Source organism: 'Vigna radiata' phytoplasma (assembly GCF_030586915.1).
Lineage (GTDB): Bacteria > Bacillota_I > Bacilli_A > Acholeplasmatales > Acholeplasmataceae > Phytoplasma > Phytoplasma australasiaticum.
In genome coordinates, this window is sequence record NZ_JAOSIS010000033.1 from 2,573 (window position 1) to 5,206 (window position 2,634).

Genomic DNA, 2,634 nt, shown 5'->3' on the forward strand with positions numbered 1-2,634 from the left:
ACGTCGGTCACGTCACTTCAGCCTGTTCATGGCTAGCTCACTTCAGTTTCGGGTCTATGACATACAACTAAACGCCCTATTCAGACTCGCTTTCGCTACGGCTACGTTCCTTCAAACTTAACCTTGCTCTATATCATAACTCGCCGGTTCATTCTGCAAAAGGCACGCCATCACTCTTAAACGAGCTTTGACTACTTGTAAGCACACAGTTTCAGGATCTATTTCACTCCCCTTCCGGGGTTCTTTTCACCTTTCCCTCACGGTACTAGTTCACTATCGGTCACCAAGGAGTATTTAGCCTTAGGAGATGGTCCTCCTATCTTCCAACAAGATTTCTCGTGTCTCGCCGTACTTGAGGATACCCTAGATTTTAACTTACCTCTACAGGATTTTCACCTTCTGGGATATAGCTTTCCAACTATTTCGAGTTAATTAAAATTTGGTAACTAGTTATTGGTATCCGGCTGTTCCGGATTCGCTCGTCACTACTACCGGAATCGTTATTACTTTCTGTTCCTGCAGTTACTTAGATATTTCAGTTCACTGCGTTCCTTTCAATCAGTTAGTTGCCTAACAATTGATACTATAACTTCTTATAGTAGGTTGCCCCATTCGGAAATCCACGGATCTACACTTATTTACAGCTCCCCGTAGCGTATCGCCGTTAATTGCGTCCTTCATCAGCTCTTGGTGCCTAGGCATCCACTGTGCGCTCTTATTTCCTTTAATGTTCCGGATAAATAACTATTATTTACCTAATTTTCAAAGAATTTGTGTTCTTACGAAACCTATAACTCTGGTGGGCCTAAATGGACTTGAACCACCGACCTCACGCTTATCAGGCGTGTGCTCTAACCAACTGAGCTATAGGCCCTTCGTGAAGTCACGAAGAAAAACTTAGTTGCCTAAGTCTTTCAAAACTGAAGATGATTGATTTTATTGGTTTCCTTAGAAAGGAGGTGATCCATCCCCACCTTCCGGTAGGGATACCTTGTTACGACTTAACCCCAATCATCGACCCTACCTTAGACGGCGCCCTCTCGAATAAACGAGTTAGGCTACCGTTTTGGGGTATTGCCAACTTTCGTGGTTTGACGGGCGGTGTGTACAAACCCCGAGAACGTATTCACCGCGACATGCTGATTCGCGATTACTAGCGATTCCAACTTCATGAAGTCGAGTTGCAGACTTCAATCCGGACTGGGACTGTTTTTGGGGATTGGCCAAGAACTTGCGTTTCAGCTACCCTTTGTAACAGCCATTGTATCACGTTTGTAGCCCAGGTCATAAGGGGCATGCTGATTTGACGTGATCCTCACCTTCCTCCAATTTATCATTGGCAGTCTCGTTAAAGTCCCCACCATAACGTGCTGGCAACTAACGATAAGGGTTTCGCTCGTTTTAGGACTTAACCTAACATCTCACGACACGAGCTGACGACAACCATGCACCACCTGTGTTTCTGGTAACCTCCACGATATTACTATCATTTTGCAAAAACATGTCAAGACCTGGTAAGGTTTTTCGGGTATCTTCGAATTAAACAACATGATCCACCGCTTGTGCGGAGTCCCGTCAATTCCTTTAAGTTTCATACTTGCGTACGTACTACTCAGGCGGAGTACTTAATGTGTTAACTTCAGTACCGGTTTAACCCGACACTTAGTACTCATCGTTTACGGCGTGGACTACCAGGGTATCTAATCCTGTTTGCTCCCCACGCTTTCGTGCCTCAGCGTCAGTTAAGACCCAGCGAGCCGCCTACGCCTCTGGTGTTCCTCCATATATTTACGCATTTTACCGCTACACATGGAATTCCACTCGCCTCTATCTAACTCAAGTTTAGCAGTTTCAATAGCCGGACAACGTTAAGCGTTGCCATTACACCACTGACTTACTAGACCGCCTACGCACCCTTTACGCCCAATAATTCCGGATAACACTTGCCCCTTATGTCTTACCGCGGCTGCTGGCACATAATTAGCCGGGGCTTATTCATCAAGTACCGGCAAACAAATGGTTCGCCATTTGCTTTTCTTCCTCGATAAAAGAACTTTACATACCGAAGTACTTCGTCATTCACGCGGCGTTGCTCGGTCAGAGTTTCCTCCATTGCCGAAAATTCCCTACTGCTGCCTCCCGTAGGAGTTTGGGCCGTGTCTCAGTCCCAATGTGGCTGTTCAACCTCTCAGTCCAGCTACACATCATCGTCTTGGTAGGCCATTACCCTACCAACTAACTAATATGGCGCAAGCCCCTCCTAAAGCATACCTATTAACTAGGTCTTTTAAAAGATACAAGATGCCTTTTATCTTCCTATCCAGTCTTAGCCACTGTTTCCAATGGTTATCCTCGTCTTTAGGGTAGGTTGCTTACGTGTTACTCACCCGTTCGCCACTAAAACCCGAAGGTTTCCGTTCGACTTGCATGTATTAGGCACGCCGCCAGCGTTCATCCTGAGCCAGGATCAAACTCTTCGTAATAAATTATTTAAATAAGTAAATATTACTTATTTAAATTATAGTAATATTTAAAATTTTTATGATATAAACATCATAATAAATAATAAAATATCATCTTCAGTTTTCAAAGAAGTAGTGATCAACTTAAATTACTATAATTTTACTTAATATG

1 tRNA gene and 2 rRNA genes (1 of these 3 running past the window's edge) are annotated in these 2,634 nt (G+C 44.0%); all 3 read right to left on the minus strand.

Annotated elements, in window-relative coordinates:
* A 23S ribosomal RNA gene (locus OC710_RS02435) occupies positions 1-729 on the minus strand; it reaches 2,249 nt to the left of the window's first position.
* A 68-nt stretch (positions 730-797) separates the two neighbouring features.
* Positions 798-874: transfer RNA gene (locus tag OC710_RS02440), tRNA-Ile, on the minus strand.
* A 78-nt stretch (positions 875-952) separates the two neighbouring features.
* Positions 953-2,483: ribosomal RNA gene (locus tag OC710_RS02445) — 16S ribosomal RNA — on the minus strand.
* Together the 16S and 23S rRNA genes with 1 tRNA gene alongside form the textbook arrangement of a ribosomal RNA operon.
* Positions 2,484-2,634 lie beyond the last annotated feature (151 nt).